The following is a 15,114-nucleotide window of genomic DNA, read 5'->3' on the forward strand; positions in this document are numbered from 1 at the left end:
GGTGGCATCGATGGTTCAGGACGAGCCGAAGGGCGAAGTCGTCCCCACTGAGGGAACGGCGGCGCCTCGCGAGAAGAAGCCGAACGTCTTCGCTCGCATCGCCCTGTTCATCCGTCAGGTCTTCGCCGAGCTCCGCAAGGTCGTCACCCCGACGCGCCAGGAGCTGCTGAAGTACACGGCGGTGGTGCTGGGGTTCGTCGTCGTGATGATGGCGATCGTCTACGGCCTGGACGTGCTGTTCGTGTGGATCACGGCCTACGTCTTCGGAGTGCCCGGCGCCTGATCCTGAGCGCCCCGGCTCGCCGGTGCACGGCACGGGCGGCCGCAGGTCCGGAAGCGGACGGAACGGAAGAGAATTCACGTGACTGAAAGATATGTCGACGACGCCGATTGGGCGACGGCCGCCGAGCAGTCGTCCGAGGACGACGAAGCGCAGGAGGGCAACGTCCTGGCCGCCGAGGAGCGCTCGGTGGAGCCCGCCGAGCACCTCGCCATCCACATCGTCGACGACGCCGACGCCGACGAGGACGACGCCGACCTGGACGACATCGACATCGACGACCCGGAGGCGGATGCCATCGTGAACGACGCTCTCAACCTGGACGAGACGGCCGAGACCGAGGCTGCCGCCGAGGTGATCAACGACTCCATCGCGGAGGAGGTCGCCGAGCGGGAGGCCGAGGCCGCCGACGAGGTCAGCCCCTACGACGGCCCCGACGTGAACGGCGACGAGGACGAGCCGGAGCTCGACGAGGCATCCGACGCCGCCGAGACGGATTCCGACGACGAGTCCGACGAGGACGAGGACCCGTACGAGGCGTTCCGCGCCGAGCTGCGCACCCTCCCGGGCAAGTGGTACGTCATCCACTCCTACGCCGGCTTCGAGCGCAAGGTGAAGGCCAACATCGAGCAGCGCAAGTCGACGCTCGAGGTCGAGGAGGACATCTACCAGATCGAGGTCCCGATGGAGGACGTCGTCGAGATCAAGAACGGGCAGCGCAAGATGGTCACGCGCGTCCGGATCCCCGGCTACGTGCTCGTGCGCATGGAGCTCAACGAGGACACCTGGTCGGTCGTCCGCCACACTCCCGGCGTCACCGGCTTCGTGGGCAACGCCCACAACCCGACCCCGCTGCGCTTCGAGGAGGCCTTCAACATGCTGAAGAGCCTCGTCGAGGTCAAGGAGGTCGCCGGCGCCAAGGGCGGTGCCGCCAAGAAGGGCGCTGCCGCCGCTGCCCGCGTCATCCCCGCCGAGGTCGACTTCGAGGTGGGCGAGACCATCACGATCAAGGAGGGCTCGTTCGCGGGCCTGCCCGGCACGATCAGCGAGATCAAGCCCGAGAGCGGCAAGCTCACGGTCCTCGTCTCGCTCTTCGAGCGCGAGACCCCGGTCGAGCTGTCGTTCGACCAGGTCACCAAGCTCTGACTCATCGAGATTCCCCGAAGCGCCCCGCCGAATCGGCGGGGCGCTTCGTCGTGCGCGGCAGTCGGCGGTGCCGAACGCTTCGGCGCGCGAGTGCGGAGAAGCGCAGGATGCCGGATCCGCTGGGCTTGCGGCATCCGTGATTCTGCAGATCTCCGGCGTCCTGCTCGGCGTCGGCAGGAGACCCTCCACGTCGCCGGGACTCGGCACCTCCTCCCCAGGGCCGGGGAGGGTCCCGGCTCCGAGACTCGGCGCCTCCTGCCCAGGCCGAGGAGGGCTCCGCCTCCGAGACTCGGCGCCTCCTCCCCAGGCCGGGGAGGGCTCCGGCTCCAAGACTCGGCGCCTCCTCCCCAGGGCTGGGTAGGGTCCCGGCTCTCCACCGTCGCGGGCGTGACTGTCGGCGCGGCCCCCGGGATGTCGCACCCTGAAGGCCATGGATCACCTTCTGGGCGAGGTGCGCGCGGCGGGCGGGGTTGCGCGCGTCGCTTCGCTGCGGGCGCGGGGGCATTCGCGCCGCACGATCGAGAATGCCGTGTCGTCGCGAGCGCTGACCCGTCCGCGCAACGGCTGGGTCGCCATGCCCGGCGCCGATCCGCTCCTCGTCGCGGCCGCACGCGCCGGGGTGGTGCTCACGTGCCACACCCAGGCGCGAAGGCTCGGGCTGTGGGTTCTCGAGGAGCGTCCCGTGCACGTGGCTGCTCCTCCTCACCGGCACGTCGGCGAGGTCAAACGGGACACCCACGTGCATTGGGCGCGGCCGCTCGTGCCAAGGCATCCAGACGCTCTGGTCGACCCGATCGAGAACGTGCTGGTGATCGCCGCGGCGTGCCTGCCGCGCGAGGAGGCGCTCACGATCTGGGAGGCGGCGCTTCGGCTCGAGCTGGTGGAGCGTTGGTCCTTTGAGAGGATGCCCCTGCCCTCGTCTGCGCGAGATGTCCTGGCCGAGTGCTCGTGTCACTCCGACTCGGGGCTCGAGACGCTCATTCCGGTGCGGCTGCGCTTCCTCCGGCTGCCGATCCGCCAGCAGGTCTGGCTCGCCGGTCACCCGGTCGACTTCCTCATCGGAGACAGGCTCGTGCTCCAGATCGACGGCGGCCACCACGTCGGCGCGCAACGGCGCAGCGATATCGCGCACGACGCGCGGCTGACCCTGATGGGTTTCCACGTGATCCGCATCGACTACGTCCAGGTGGTCACGCGGTGGCCCGAGGTGCACGACGTGATCGTGCGGGCCATCGCCCAGGGCCTTCACCGCGCGGCATGACGCTCACCGTCGCGCGCAGGCCCCAGGGCCGTCACCGCGCGGCATGACGCTCACCAGTCATGCGCATGACCACAGAGATGTGCACGATGACGGATGCCTCGCCCCCGCGGCATCCGTCATCTGGCACATCTCCGTCATTCGGTACGCGCGCGGATGGCCAAGGGGCACGCGCAGATGGCCAAGGGGCGCTAGCGGATGCTGCGGCTCGCGGCATCCGGTAGACTAGAGCGGTTGCGCGTGTCTGCGCGACCATCCCCACCACATTCAGGGTCCGCCTGATCCGTGGAAGCGTGCCCGCACGGGCGCACGAAACAGAGGAAGAAGAATGGCACCGAAGAAGAAGGTGACCGGCCTGATCAAGCTTCAGATCAACGCCGGTGCAGCCAACCCGGCGCCGCCGATCGGCCCCGCGCTCGGTCAGCATGGCGTCAACATCATGGAGTTCTGCAAGGCGTACAACGCCGCGACCGAGTCGCAGCGTGGAAACGTCATCCCCGTGGAGATCACCGTCTACGAGGACCGCAGCTTCACGTTCATCCTGAAGACCCCGCCGGCCGCCGAGCTCATCAAGAAGGCCGCCGGACTGCAGAAGGGCTCGCCGACGCCGCACACGACCAAGGTGGGCAAGCTCACCAAGGACCAGGTGCGTCAGATCGCCGAGACCAAGCAGGCCGACCTGAACGCGAATGACATCGAGGCCGCCTCGAAGATCATCGCCGGCACCGCCCGCTCCATGGGCATCACGGTCGAGGACTGAGGGGAACAGTAACCATGGCTACCAAGTCCAAGGCCTTCCAGGCCGCTGCCGCCAAGATCGAGGCGGACAAGTTCTACACTCCCACCGAGGCCGTCGCCCTGGCGAAGGAGACCGGTTCGGCGAAGTTCGACTCGACCGTCGAGGTCGCGCTCAAGCTCTCGGTCGACCCCCGCAAGGCGGACCAGATGGTGCGCGGCACCGTCATCCTCCCGCACGGCACCGGCAAGACCGCCCGCGTCATCGTGTTCGCGACCGGTCCGGCCGCTGAGGCCGCGATCGCCGCGGGTGCCGACGAGGTCGGCGGCGCTGAGCTCATCGAGAAGGTCGCCGGCGGCTGGACCGCGTTCGACGCGGCCGTCGCCACGCCCGAGCTCATGGGCCAGGTCGGTCGCCTCGGCAAGGTGCTGGGTCCGCGCGGCCTCATGCCCAACCCCAAGACCGGCACCGTGACCCCCAACCCGGCGAAGGCCGTCGAGGAGATCAAGGGCGGCAAGATCGAGTTCCGCGTCGACAAGCACGCCAACGTGCACTTCGTCGTCGGCAAGGCCTCGTTCTCGGCCGAGCAGCTCGACGAGAACCTCAAGGCCGCGCTCGAGGAGATCGTGCGCCTGAAGCCGTCCAGCTCGAAGGGCCGCTACATCCAGAAGGGCGCCGTGTCGACCACGTTCGGCCCCGGCATCCCGCTGGACGTCAACGCGCTCGCCTGACGCTTCGACCGTCGCAGCGACTGTCCGTCCGAAGGCCCCACCCGCTCGGGTGGGGCCTTCGGCGTCTCCGAGCGGCGTGAGCGGGCGGGCGCAACGTCGGATGATCCCCGCCGGGGGACGGATGCCGCGACCCGGCGTGTCGGGCGGGGCCTCCGATTCTGTGCGCGGCGCCGAGCGTTCGGAGTAGCGTCGGAGTCATGCCCACGCCCCTTCAGGACCTTTTCGGCATCGACGCACCCATCGTGCTGGGCCCGTTCGGCGGGCTGTCGTCGGTGGAGCTCACTGCGGCGGTCAGTGACGCCGGGGGGCTCGGGTCGTACGGGCTCTACGGGTACTCGGCGGACCGCATCAGCGACACGATCGCGGCGCTGCGGTCTGCGACCACGCGACCGTTCGCCGTCAACCTGTGGCTTCCCACCGGCGACGAGGTGGCCCCCGGCGACGTCGACCTCCGCCCCGCGATCGAGGCGGCCGCGCCGCTCTTCGAGGAGCTGGGCCTGGCCCGTCCGGCGCCGCCGTTCGAGTTCATGCCCGACGTCGACGCCCAGGTGACGGCGGTGCTGGATGCCGCGCCCGCGGTGCTCAGCGTGGTCTTCGGCGTGCCCTCCGACCGGCTCGTCGCCGCGGCGCACAGCCGTGGCATCCGGCTCATCGGCACGGCCACGACGGTGGCCGAGGCCGTGGCGCTGGACGCAGCCGGCGTCGACGCGGTCGTCGCCACCGGCGCGGAGGCGGGCGGCCACCGCGTCTCCTTCCTGCGCCCGGCCGAGCAGTCGCTCATCGGCACCTTCGCGCTGGTGCCGCAGGTGGTGGACGCGGTGCGGGTGCCCGTCATCGCGGCAGGCGGCATCGCCGACCGGCGTGGCGTCGCCGCGGCGTTCGCGCTGGGCGCCTCGGGCGTGCAGGTCGGGTCGGCGTTCCTCCGCACGCGGCAGTCCGCCGCGACCGCCGCCCACCGGCAGGCGATCGCCGGTGCCGCCGACACCGGCACCGTGCTCACCCGGGCCATGAGCGGACGGCTGGCGCGTGGCATCCCGAACCGCGCGATGCGCGCTCTCGAGACCGCCGGCGTCATCGCGCCGTTCCCCGCGCAGAACTGGCTCACGGGGCAGTTCCGGACGGAGGCCGCGCGGCGCGGCGAGGGCGAGCTGGTCTCGCTGTGGGCCGGGCAGGCCGCGGGCCTGGCGGTCCTCGACGATGCGACGGACGTGTTCGCCGAGCTGAGGGCGGGCGTCCCGCAGGCGGCGGGAGGCAACGCGGCGTAACGCGGGGAAGAGCCTCGGCGCGACCCGTGTTGTACTGGAAGGCCCCAGGACGCGCGTCCACCCCTTCGCGCGTCCTTCGCACTCACCCCACCAGGAACAGCTACATGTCACGCCGCAGTATCACCGCCCTCGTCGTCGCCACCGCCGCCGCCCTCGCGCTCACCGCCTGCAGCAGCGGCGGATCCGCCGACCCCGCAGCGTCCGCGGAGGCGGACGACCTCGGTCTCGTGTCCGCGGGCACGCTGACCGTCGCGACCGAGGGCACCTACCGCCCCTTCAGCTACCACGACGAGTCGGGCGACCTCGTCGGCTTCGACGTCGAGATCGCCGAGGCCGTCGCAGACAAGCTCGGGCTCGAGGTCTCCTTCCAGGAGACCCAGTGGGACGCGATCTTCGCGGGGCTGGACGCAGGCCGCTTCGACGTCATCGCCAACCAGGTCTCGATCAACCCGGAGCGCCAGGAGAAGTACCTCTTCAGCGAGCCCTACACGGTATCGCCCGGCGTCATCGTCGTGCCCGAGGACGACGACTCGATCACGAGCTTCGACGACCTCGAGGGCAAGACCACCGCGCAGTCCCTCACGAGCAACTGGTACGAGCTCGCCCAGGAGAGCGGTGCCACCATCGAGGCCGTGGAGGGATGGGCGCAGGCCGTGGCGCTGCTCCAGCAGGGCCGCGTCGACGCCACCATCAACGACAACCTGACGTTCCTCGACTACGAGAAGAGCGAGGGCCCGACGGGTCTGAAGATCGCCGCGGAGACCGATGAGCCGGGCCTCAGCGCGTTCGCGCTCACCCAGGACAAGGAAGCGCTCGCGGAGGCCATCGACGGCGCCCTCGCCGAGCTCCGCGAGGAGGGCGTCCTCGCCGAGATCAGCGAGAAGTACTTCGGAGCCGACGTCACCGAGTAGTGCATCCCGAGCCGCCGCTCGCCCTGCCCTGGGCGGGCGGCGGCTCTGTGCGAAGGAGGAGCGCCCATGGACGAGACCATCTGGACTCTGCTCGTCGACTCGTTCTGGCCGCTGCTGCTGGCGGCGATCACCGGCACGATCCCGCTTGCGATCGCCTCGTTCGCGATCGGCATGGTGATCGCCGTGGCGATCGCGCTGCTGCGACTGTCGCGCAATCCCGTGCTGTCGAACATCGGACGGTTCTACGTCTCGGTGATCCGCGGCACGCCGCTGCTGGTGCAGCTGTTCGTGATCTTCTACGGGATGCCGTCGGTCGGCATCGTCATCGATCCCTGGCCGGCGGCGATCATCGCCTTCTCGCTCAACGTCGGCGGCTACGCGGCCGAGATCGTCCGCGCGGCGATCCTCTCGGTGCCCAAGGGACAGTGGGAGGCCGCCCACACCGTCGGGTACTCGCAGACCCGCACCCTCACCAGGATCGTGCTGCCCCAGGCGGCGAGGGTGTCCGTGCCGCCGCTGTCGAACACCTTCATCTCGCTGGTGAAGGACACGTCCCTCGCGTCCACGATCCTGGTGACCGAGATGTTCCGCCAGGCGCAGCAGATCGCCGCGTTCTCGTTCGAGGTGCTCCCGATCTACCTGGAGGCCGCCCTCATCTACTGGCTGATCTGCCTGGTGCTCTCCACCGGCCAGAGCGCGATCGAACGGAGGCTCGACCGCTATGTCGCCCACTGACCACTCCCACGACGACGCGCTGGCCCCTCCGGCGCCCGCCGACGACCGCCCGCTCCTGACGGTGTCGGGGCTCACGAAGAGCTTCGGCGACAACCGCGTGCTCGACGGCGTGGACCTCGAGGTGCGCCGTGGCGAAGTCGTGGTGCTCATCGGTCCGAGCGGCTCGGGCAAGACGACCGTGCTGCGCTCGCTCAACGGCCTCGAGATCCCTGAGGCGGGCACCGTCGCGTTCACCGGCGGACCCGCGGTGGACTTCGCCGCCCCGGTGTCGAAGGCGGACCGCATCGCGCTGCGCGACCGGTCGGCGATGGTGTTCCAGCACCACAACCTCTTCCCGCACCGCACCGTGCTGCAGAACGTCATCGAAGGGCCGGTGTACGCGCACGGCGTGCCGAAAGGGGAGGCGATCGCGCGCGCGGAGGCGCTGCTCGAGCGCGTGGGCCTGAGCGAGAAGCGCGATGCGTACCCGTTCGAGCTCTCCGGCGGCCAGCAGCAGCGGGTCGGCATCGTGCGGGCGCTCGCCCTTCAGCCGGCGCTGCTGCTCTTCGACGAGCCGACGAGCGCCCTGGACTCCGAGCTCGTCGGCGAGGTGCTCACCGTCCTGAAGGAGCTGGCCGACGAGGGCTGGACGATGCTCATCGTCACGCATGAGCTGGCCTTCGCGCGCCAGGTCGCCGACGAGGTGGTCTTCTTCGACCAGGGCGTCATCGTCGAGCGCGGGGCGCCGCAGCAGCTGTTCACCGCTCCGAAGCATGAGCGCACGAGGCGGTTCATCGACCGGATCCTCCGGCCCTACGACGAGTAGTCAGCCGGTCGGGCGCACCTCGAAGCCGCGTTCGCCGGTGGGCGCGGCATCCGTCACCGTCGCCGACTCCACGAGCGACCCGGGCGGCCCCTCTGCCATCCAGGCGAGCACCTCGTCGACCTGGCCGGGAGTGCCCTCGACCTCGGCCTCGACCGCCCCGTCGCGCCGATTGCGCACCCACCCGGCGACCCCCGCTTCCCGGGCGACCATGCGCATGGTGTACCGGTAGCCGACGCCCTGCACCTCGCCGCGGACCGTCACGTGCACCCGTCTCATGAGCCCATCGTGCCCTGCCGATGGTGACGCGTGCGAGCGCCGGATGCCAGGATGCCTCCATGGGAACCGTGGACGAACTGCTCGCAGGGCTCGATCCCTCCGATCGGCCCTCTGTCGAGCGCATCTATGAGATCGCCCGCGAGGAGGCGCCCGACGCCGAACAGGGGACCGGCTACGGGATGCCGGCGCTGGTCTACCGCGGCAAGCCGCTCGTCTCCGTGATGAGGGCGAAGAAGCACATCGGCGTCTATCCCTTCAGCCCGGACGCTGTCGCGGCCGTGTCGGGCGCGCTCGAGGGGCATCCCGGTGTCGGACTGGACAAGGGGACGATCCGGTACCAGCCGGAGCACCCGCTCCCGGACGACGTGGTGCGGGCTCTGGTCGTCGCTCGTCGGGAGCAGATCGAGCGCTGAGCCGGCTGCGGCGCAGCCCGGTGGGGTCCGGCTCGTCAGTGCGGGAGCACCAGTGAGACGCCGAGCGCGATCATGACGACCGCGATCACGGCGTCGACGATGCGCCAGGCGCGGGGCGTCGACAGCCAGCGGCCGAGCAGGCGCGCGCCGAACGCGAGGCCGAAGAACCAGAGGAAGCTCGCCGCCATCGCGCCGCCGGCGAAGAGCCAGCGCTGATCGCCGTGCGTGTTGGCGACCGTGCCGAGGAGGAACACGGTGTCGAGGTACACGTGCGGGTTGAGCCACGTCAGTGCCAGGCACGTGAAGACGACAGGCAGCACCCGCGCCGTTGCGGCGGAGGCGGGGCGGACGCGGGTGGCGACGGATGCCGGTGCCTCGGCCCCCGATCGCAGCTCGACGGCGCCGCCGCCGACGACGTCGTGCGCGGCATCCGGGTCGTCTGGGCCGCCCAGGACGTCGCCGGTCGGCCGCCAGGCGCGCCGCGCTGCGAGGAGGCCGTAGACGACGAGGAACGCGGCCCCTGCCCACCTCACGACGTCGACCAGCCACGGCACGGCCTGCAGGACGAGCCCGATGCCCGACACCCCGAGCGCGATGAGCGCGGCGTCGGACACGGCGCAGATCGTCGCCACGACCAGGACGTGCTCCCGGCGGAGTCCCTGCCGCAGCACGAAGAGGTTCTGCGCGCCGATGGCGATGATGAGGGAGAAGCCGAGGCCGAGGCCGGCGATGAGGGGACTGGGCACGCTTCGACGCTACGAGCTGGCTGATCCGTAGTCCAGCTCATGGTTCTTCAGTACCATTAGCTCCACTGAAGATGCGCATCCCTTTCGAGCTGGCAGAGACCCTGGCCGTCGTCGTCGACGAGGGCACGCTCGACGCCGCCGCCCGGCGACTGCACATCACCCCGTCCGCCGTCAGTCAGCGCATCAAGGCGCTGGAGGAGCAGCTGGGGCGTCTCCTGCTGGTGCGCTCGAAGCCCGCCCGCGCGACCGAGGCCGGAGCGTCGGTCATCCGGCTGGCGCGCCAGACGGCGCTGCTCGAGCACGACGCGCTCGCCGAGCTCGGTGCGGACCCCGCTGACGCCGCGCTGGCGAGCGTGCCGCTGGCCGTCAACGCCGACTCCCTGGCGACGTGGTTCCTCGAGCCGCTCGCCCGGCTCGCGCAACGGCATCCGGTCGTCTTCGACCTGCATCGCGACGACCAGGACTTCACGGCCGGGCTGCTGGAGTCGGGAACCGTGATGGGCGCCGTCACCTCACGGGCGGCGCCGGTGCCCGGATGCCGCTCGTCGGTGCTCGGCGCCATGCGGTACGAGGCCGTCGCCACGCCGGGCTTCGCGGCGCGCTGGCTCGCCGGGGAGCCGCTCGCCGCCCTCACCGCCGCACCCGTGGTCGACTTCGACCGCCGCGACGACCTCCAGAACGAGTGGCTCTCGGAACAGGGCGTCGATCCGGCGCGGCCACCGCGCCACTACGTCCCGGCCTCGAACGACTTCGCGACCGCCGTGCGGCTCGGACTGGGTTGGGCGATGCTGCCGCGGTTCCAGTCGCACGACGCGATCGAGCGCGGCGAGCTCGTCCTGCTCGGCGGCCGCCCGGTGGACGTGGTGCTGCACTGGCAGCAGTGGAACCTCCGCTCGCCGCTCCTGGACGCCATCGCCGACGAGGTCGTCGCCGAAGGCAGGCGCGTGCTCGCGCCCGTGCGGTGACACTGCAGGTCAGCCGTCGCTGACGCGGAGCACCACCTTGCCGCGCGTGTGACCGGCCTCGATCGCGCGGTGCGCGCCGGGCGCCTCCTCGAGCTCGAAGACCTGCTCGACGTAGACCTGGACCGCGCTCGAGTCCAGCAGGCGGGCGATCGTCGCCAGCGCTCCGCCGTCGGGGATGACCTTGTACGACGTCGCGCGCACGCCGGCCCCGGCCGCGGCCGCCGCGTACCCCGGCCACGAGCCGGTGGGCACCAGAACATACAGCCCGCCCGTGCGCAGCACCTCGAGGGAGCGGGAGCCGGTGTCGGCGGAGACGTTTCCGACGAGGTCGATCACGACATCCACCTCGGGGACCACCTCCTCGAAGCGCGTGGTCGTGTAGTCGATGACGACCGCTGCGCCGAGCTCGCGCAGCCACGAGGAGTTGCGCGCGGAGGCCGTCACGGTCACGTGCGCGCCGAAGTACGCGGCGAACTGCACCGCGAAGTGACCGACGCCGCCGCTGCCGGCGTGGATCAGCATGCGCTGACCCTCGTGCGCGTGAGCGGTCTCGACCACGAGCCCCCAGGCCGTCAGGGCCGCCAACGGCACGCCCGCCGCCTCGACGTGCGACAGCGTGGCGGGCTTGCGGGCGACCGACAGCGTCGGCGCGACGACGTAGTCCGCGTACGTCCCGCCGGTGCGCGGGAACGCCGCCATGCCGAACACCTCGGTTCCCGGCGGGAACGGGTGGGACTCGTACGGGCTCTTCACCACGATCCCGCTGAAGTCGAACCCGGGGATGGCGGGATACCCGCCGATGGAGGCGGACACCCCCGCGCCCGACCGCGTCTTGGCGTCGATCGGGTTCACGCCCGCGGCCACCACCCGCACGAGCACCTCGCTGAGCACGGGGGAGGGGACGGGAACGGATGCCGCGCGCAGCGCGTCCGGCGTCCCCGGCGCGTCGACGACCATGGCCCGCATCGTATCGGGCGGGTCGGCCACCTCGGTGAGCGGGACGTCGGGCGATGATCGCAGCGGCCGGATCCTCATCGTGCACTCCTTCCGCGGGCGTGCCGCCGTCGGCACCGGATTCCATCCCCGTGGCACCAGTCAACCCTGCCCACGTCTCGACCGTGTTACGCCGGTGCTAAGCCCAGCCGCAGAGCGCCTGTGGGGCGTCGGCCGTCAGCGGTCAGGCGTCAGCGGTGAGGCGTCTCGCCCGCGGTGAGGGCGTGCAGCAGCCGCGTGAGGTTGCGGATGTCCTCCAGCGGCCACTCCGCGAGCGCATCGACCAGCGTGTTCTCCTGCGGTGCGCGCGCCTCGGCGAGGCGCTCCAGCCCGAACGCGGTCGGCGACAGCAGGTGGGACCGCCCGTCGTCCGGATCGGGCGTGCGCTCGATGAGGCCGAGTGCTTCCAGCTCGCGCACCGTGCGGCTGATCTGGCCCTTGTCGGCCATCAGGACCTCGGCGAGGGCCGACAGGGTGATCCGCTCCCGGCGGACGATGGTGGTGAACACCTTGTAGGCGCCCGGCAGCATGCCGGGGCTCACCCTGTTGGCGTTCTCGCTGATCACCCGCCGGAAGCGCGTGACCAGCTCGCCGAACTCCGCCTCGAGGGCGCGCACCGCCTCGGTGCGCGCCGCTCGGGTGTCGGGGGAGGTCATCGTGATCGACATTAGCGGCGGACGGATGCCTCGTCCGACGCGTCGCCGGACGGTTCGGGCTGTGCGGCGGCGGAGGCATCCGTGTTCCCCGTCCGCGGAGCGGTCGCCGTCAGCGCCGCCATGCCCTCGGCCGTCGAGACCGTCGCGAGGTCGGCCTCGCTGGCCTGCACGCGCTCGCTCGTCGTCATCCGGGTCAGGGGCACGTTCGGCAGGAAGAGGATCGCGATGAGGCTGACCACGGCCAGCGGCACGGCGATGAGGAACGAGTGCGCGATGGCCTGCGCGTAGATGTCCTCGACGATCACGCGGACGCCCTCGGGCAGCGCAGAGACCTGCGGGATCGTGCCGGACTGGAGCTGCTCCGCGATGGCGGCGCCCTTCTCGCCGAGCGTCATGATGGCTGACGCGATGTCGTCCGTGCGGTCGGCGAAGAGGTCCGTCGCCGACGCCGCCAGCGCGGCGCCCATCACCGAGACGCCGACGGTGCCGCCGAGGCTGCGGAAGAAGGTGACCCCCGAGCTCGCCACCCCGATCTCGCTCGGCTTCGCGGTGTTCTGCACGATGAGCACGAGGTTCTGCATCGTCATGCCGACCCCCGCGCCGAGCAGGAACATGTAGAGCGAGACGAGCGCGAAGTTCGTGTCGTAGTGGATGGTCGACAGCAGGTACGAGCCGGCGATGAGGAGCACGCCGCCGGCGATGAGGTAGGGCTTCCAGTGGCCGTGCCGGGTCACGAGGCCGCCGATCACGATGGACGCGAGCAGGAGGCCACCGATCATCGGGAGGGTCATGAGCCCCGCCTCCGTCGGGGTCGCCCCGCGCGCGAGCTGCATGTACTGGCTGAGGAAGACCGAGGTGCCGAACATCGCGATGCCGATGGAGATCGACGCCACGACGGCGAGCGTGAAGGTCCGGTCGCGGAAGAGCGTGAGCGGGATGAGGGGTTCCTTCGCCCGCAGCTCGACGATCACGAAGAGCACGGCCGCAAGGAGCGCGCCCCCGACCATGAGGGCCGTCTCGACGCTCCACCACTCGTAGTCGTTTCCGGCGCCGGTGACCCAGATGAGCAGCAGCGACACGGCGGTGGACAGCAGCACGATGCCGACGTAGTCGATGCGCGCCTTCTGCTTCGGGCGGGCGGGAAGGTGCAGCGTGCGCTGCATGATGATGAGCGCCGCGACGGCGAAGGGCAGCGCGATGAAGAAGTTCCAGCGCCAGTTGATGGTGTCGGTGATGAAGCCGCCGAGGAGGGGCCCGCCGACGGTCGCCACGGCCATGACGGCGCCGAACAGGCCCATGTAGCGGCCCCGCTCGCGCGGGCTGATGATGTCGGCCATGATGACCTGGCTCAGCGCGGCGAGGCCGCCGGCGCCGAGGCCCTGCACGGCGCGGAACGCGATGAGCGTGCCGGGGTCCTGCGAGAAGCCCGCGGCCGCGGTGGCCAGCACGAAGAGCACGATCGCGAGCTGGATCAGCAGCTTGCGGTCGAAGAGGTCGGCGAGCTTTCCCCAGATGGGAGTCGAGATCGCCGTCGTCAGGAGGGTCGCCGTGACGACCCAGGTGAACGCCGCCTGGTCGCCGCCCAGGTCGTGGACGATGACCGGCAGCGAGGTCGACACGACGGTCGATGCGAGCATCGACACGAACATGCCCAGCAGGAGGCCGGTGAGCGCCTGCAGCACCGTGCGGTGCCGGCGCCTGTCGTCGACAGCGGCGACCGATCCGGTCGCGGGGGTGGGTTCAGTCATGGATGGTCTTTCCGAGGCGATGGACGGGAGGATCGGCGGCGGCGCCGGAAGCTGGTTGATCGAAGTCAACAGTTGATGTGGATCAACTATAGATTGATGGTTGAGGTGTGTCAACCATCCGGGAGGCGCGGATCGGCGGAAGATGGAGAGGTGTTCAGTGTGGAGCTGGTCCCCGACGACGCCGTGGACCGCGCTGTGAGGGAGGACTGGACGCACCTGATCGACGCCGGGCTGCCGAGTTCGGGGCGCAACCCCGCGCCGAGCAACCGCCCCCACGTCACCCTCGCCGTGCGGGAGCACATCGACCCGCGTGAGCTGGAGGGGATCGCCGACCTCCTGCCGCTGCCGCTCGAACTCGGCGGCGTGCTGCTCTTCGGCCGCAGCCCGCGGCTGGTCCTGACCCGGCAGGTCGTGCCCGTCGCAGCGCTGCTCGCGTTCCACGCGGAGGTGACGCGGCGGATCGGCCCGCCCGAGTCGCACTACGCCAACACGGCGCCCGACCGCTGGTCGCCGCACATGACGCTCGCCCGCGGACTCGATCCCGAACGCCTGGCGCTCGCGCTGCGCGCGGTGCAGCTCGGGCATGCTCGAGGGCACGCGGTGGGACTGCGGGTGTGGGATGCCTCGGCCAAGCAGGTCACGACCCTGCGCTGAGCGGACTCAGTCGGCGAGGGCGAGGGCGCGGAACGGCTCGCGGGGCGGAGCCGGGGGCTGCGGCATCCGATCATCCGTGCGTCGCGCGCGCGTCGTGCGCAGATAGAGCTCGTCGATGAGCGCGGTGGCGAGGCGCACCAGCTTCGCGATCTCGGCCTCGTCGCGGTCGACCCACGCGCAGCGCGGCTCGTCGCCGACCGGCACGAAGCCGTCGTGCTGCTCCCACGCGACGAGCGTGCGCTCGGCCCCGAGCACGTGCTGCTGCCACCACACCTGGCGAAGGTAGGAGCGGGGGATGCTGCGCCACGCCTTGTTGGTCGTCTTGATCTCGGCCAGCATGACGCGGCCCGCGCCGTCGACTGCGATGCCGTCGGGTGTGGCCAGATGGCGCTTCTCGACGACGGCGTGGAAGAGCGCCGACGACGGCTGGATGCCGTGCGTAGCGGCGACCCACCCCGCGATCTCGGGCTCGCGCGCGCGGCCATGCGCGGTGTAGGCGTTGCCGGAGAACCCTGAGCCCATCAGCTTCGCGTCGGCTGCGCGCGAGATCGCCCTGTCGGAGGTCAGCGCCGCGACATCGGTCGCGGTGATGCCGCGCGACCGCGCACGGACCCACGCGACCCGGTCGCGGGAATCCGCGACGATGCGGGCGGCGAGCTCGGGTGTCACGGATCAACCGTACGCCGCCGCCGCGACATCCGCCGCCCGCGACACCCGCCCCCCGGCGTAGCCCCTCCCTCCCTCCCTCCCTCCCTCCCTTCTTGTGCCGACATCGCGGTTTCTCGCCGAACCGACA

At 70.9% G+C, this 15,114-nt stretch carries 18 protein-coding genes; 12 read left to right on the plus strand and 6 right to left on the minus strand.

What is annotated here, in order from left to right; translation table 11 throughout:
- The first annotated feature begins 10 nt into the window (after positions 1 to 10).
- The 9 genes from secE (at position 11) to ACZBH1_RS10925 (ending at position 7,867) form a co-directional block, all read left to right on the plus strand.
- Positions 11 to 283: a preprotein translocase subunit SecE gene (secE, locus tag ACZBH1_RS10885; RefSeq protein ID WP_336395064.1), complete on the plus strand. Its 273-nt coding sequence runs from the start codon at positions 11 to 13 to the stop codon at positions 281 to 283.
- Positions 284 to 361: 78 nt separating this feature from the next.
- Positions 362 to 1,426 carry a transcription termination/antitermination protein NusG gene (gene nusG / locus ACZBH1_RS10890; protein ID WP_463646380.1) on the plus strand — a complete coding sequence of 355 codons (1,065 nt, stop codon included), beginning with the start codon at positions 362 to 364 and terminating at the stop codon, positions 1,424 to 1,426.
- Between the two features lie 430 nt (positions 1,427 to 1,856).
- A complete protein-coding gene (locus ACZBH1_RS10895) occupies positions 1,857 to 2,687 on the plus strand; it encodes an endonuclease domain-containing protein (RefSeq protein ID WP_463646381.1) in 831 nt (276 codons plus the stop codon).
- Between the two features lie 325 nt (positions 2,688 to 3,012).
- Complete coding sequence (gene rplK / locus ACZBH1_RS10900) at positions 3,013 to 3,444, plus strand: 50S ribosomal protein L11 (RefSeq protein ID WP_192634886.1); 432 nt, start codon at positions 3,013 to 3,015, stop codon at positions 3,442 to 3,444.
- 14 nt (positions 3,445 to 3,458) lie between these two features.
- A complete protein-coding gene (rplA, locus tag ACZBH1_RS10905) occupies positions 3,459 to 4,151 on the plus strand; it encodes a 50S ribosomal protein L1 (protein ID WP_336394861.1) in 693 nt (230 codons plus the stop codon).
- 197 nt (positions 4,152 to 4,348) lie between these two features.
- Positions 4,349 to 5,416, plus strand: coding sequence for an NAD(P)H-dependent flavin oxidoreductase (locus tag ACZBH1_RS10910; RefSeq protein WP_463646382.1), 1,068 nt, complete (start codon positions 4,349 to 4,351; stop codon positions 5,414 to 5,416).
- A gap of 104 nt (positions 5,417 to 5,520) precedes the next feature.
- Positions 5,521 to 6,327: an amino acid ABC transporter substrate-binding protein gene (locus ACZBH1_RS10915; RefSeq protein ID WP_336394863.1), complete on the plus strand. Its 807-nt coding sequence runs from the start codon at positions 5,521 to 5,523 to the stop codon at positions 6,325 to 6,327.
- Positions 6,328 to 6,393: 66 nt separating this feature from the next.
- The gene (locus ACZBH1_RS10920) at positions 6,394 to 7,062 is read left to right on the plus strand and encodes an amino acid ABC transporter permease (RefSeq protein ID WP_336394864.1); all 669 of its coding nucleotides are present in this window, start codon (positions 6,394 to 6,396) and stop codon (positions 7,060 to 7,062) included.
- Positions 7,049 to 7,867 carry an amino acid ABC transporter ATP-binding protein gene (locus ACZBH1_RS10925; RefSeq protein ID WP_336394865.1) on the plus strand — a complete coding sequence of 273 codons (819 nt, stop codon included), beginning with the start codon at positions 7,049 to 7,051 and terminating at the stop codon, positions 7,865 to 7,867. Before ACZBH1_RS10920 ends, ACZBH1_RS10925 begins: the two co-directional genes overlap by 14 nt.
- On the opposite strand, the gene ACZBH1_RS10930 is transcribed toward ACZBH1_RS10925, so the two are convergent.
- Positions 7,868 to 8,143 carry an acylphosphatase gene (locus tag ACZBH1_RS10930; RefSeq protein ID WP_463646383.1) on the minus strand — a complete coding sequence of 92 codons (276 nt, stop codon included), beginning with the start codon at positions 8,141 to 8,143 and terminating at the stop codon, positions 7,868 to 7,870.
- Positions 8,144 to 8,202: 59 nt separating this feature from the next.
- Here ACZBH1_RS10930 and ACZBH1_RS10935 point away from each other — a divergent pair, with 59 nt between their 5' ends.
- Positions 8,203 to 8,556 carry an iron chaperone gene (locus ACZBH1_RS10935; RefSeq protein ID WP_463646384.1) on the plus strand — a complete coding sequence of 118 codons (354 nt, stop codon included), beginning with the start codon at positions 8,203 to 8,205 and terminating at the stop codon, positions 8,554 to 8,556.
- Between the two features lie 35 nt (positions 8,557 to 8,591).
- On the opposite strand, the gene ACZBH1_RS10940 is transcribed toward ACZBH1_RS10935, so the two are convergent.
- Positions 8,592 to 9,302 carry a LysE/ArgO family amino acid transporter gene (locus ACZBH1_RS10940; protein WP_463646385.1) on the minus strand — a complete coding sequence of 237 codons (711 nt, stop codon included), beginning with the start codon at positions 9,300 to 9,302 and terminating at the stop codon, positions 8,592 to 8,594.
- A gap of 71 nt (positions 9,303 to 9,373) precedes the next feature.
- Here ACZBH1_RS10940 and ACZBH1_RS10945 point away from each other — a divergent pair, with 71 nt between their 5' ends.
- On the plus strand, positions 9,374 to 10,267 hold the full coding sequence (locus tag ACZBH1_RS10945; protein ID WP_463646386.1) for a LysR family transcriptional regulator ArgP: 894 nt from the start codon (positions 9,374 to 9,376) through the stop codon (positions 10,265 to 10,267).
- 9 nt (positions 10,268 to 10,276) lie between these two features.
- On the opposite strand, the gene ACZBH1_RS10950 is transcribed toward ACZBH1_RS10945, so the two are convergent.
- The 3 genes from ACZBH1_RS10950 to ACZBH1_RS10960 all read right to left on the minus strand — a co-directional run bounded on the left by ACZBH1_RS10950 (position 10,277) and on the right by ACZBH1_RS10960 (position 13,664).
- Positions 10,277 to 11,302 (minus strand): NADP-dependent oxidoreductase, encoded by a 1,026-nt coding sequence (locus ACZBH1_RS10950; protein ID WP_463646387.1) that lies wholly within the window; start codon positions 11,300 to 11,302, stop codon positions 10,277 to 10,279.
- 149 nt (positions 11,303 to 11,451) lie between these two features.
- Positions 11,452 to 11,916, minus strand: coding sequence for a MarR family winged helix-turn-helix transcriptional regulator (locus ACZBH1_RS10955; RefSeq protein ID WP_452324620.1), 465 nt, complete (start codon positions 11,914 to 11,916; stop codon positions 11,452 to 11,454).
- A gap of 11 nt (positions 11,917 to 11,927) precedes the next feature.
- The gene (locus ACZBH1_RS10960) at positions 11,928 to 13,664 is read right to left on the minus strand and encodes an MDR family MFS transporter (protein ID WP_463646388.1); all 1,737 of its coding nucleotides are present in this window, start codon (positions 13,662 to 13,664) and stop codon (positions 11,928 to 11,930) included.
- 150 nt (positions 13,665 to 13,814) lie between these two features.
- Between ACZBH1_RS10960 and ACZBH1_RS10965 the strand changes: the two genes are divergently transcribed.
- A complete protein-coding gene (locus ACZBH1_RS10965) occupies positions 13,815 to 14,318 on the plus strand; it encodes a 2'-5' RNA ligase family protein (RefSeq protein ID WP_463646389.1) in 504 nt (167 codons plus the stop codon).
- 6 nt (positions 14,319 to 14,324) lie between these two features.
- Here ACZBH1_RS10965 and ACZBH1_RS10970 read toward each other — a convergent pair whose 3' ends face one another.
- A complete protein-coding gene (locus tag ACZBH1_RS10970) occupies positions 14,325 to 14,987 on the minus strand; it encodes a YqaJ viral recombinase family protein (RefSeq protein WP_336394873.1) in 663 nt (220 codons plus the stop codon).
- Positions 14,988 to 15,114 lie beyond the last annotated feature (127 nt).

It is taken from the genome of Microbacterium sp. ZXT2-5 (assembly GCF_055329545.1).